Annotated in this window: 1 protein-coding gene; it reads left to right on the top strand. The window is 72.5% G+C overall.

Annotated features, from left to right (window positions below; genetic code table 11):
* The coding region (locus LPA54_RS41400) for a Mur ligase family protein (RefSeq protein ID WP_267488050.1) at positions 1 to 393 on the top strand (393 nt) is incomplete at both ends.

A 393-nucleotide genomic window follows, 5' to 3' on the forward strand; every position in this document is an offset into this window, starting at 1 on the left:
GCGCCTGGGACGCGACGAACGTCATCGACGCCGGCGTCGCCGTGGTGACGCCGATCGACCTGGACCACACCGACCGGCTCGGCGGCACGCCCGCGGAGATCGCCACGGAGAAGTCCGGCATCGTCAAGCAGGACGCGACGGTGATCATGGCCCAGCAGCCGGTGGAAGCGGCGCAGGTGCTGCTGAAGAAGGCCGTCGAGGTGGGCGCCACCGTGGCCCGCGAGGGCCTGGAGTTCGGGGTCCTCGACCGGCAGGTCGCCGTCGGCGGCCAGATGATGACGCTGCGCGGGCTGGGCGGTGAGTACACCGAGGTGTACCTGCCACTGCACGGCGCGCACCAGGCGCACAACGCGGCGGTCGCCCTCGCCGCCGTCGAGGCGTTCTTCGGCGTCG

Source organism: Streptomyces sp. DH12 (assembly GCF_020873895.1).
In the GTDB taxonomy this organism is placed as follows: Bacteria; Actinomycetota; Actinomycetes; order Streptomycetales; family Streptomycetaceae; genus Streptomyces.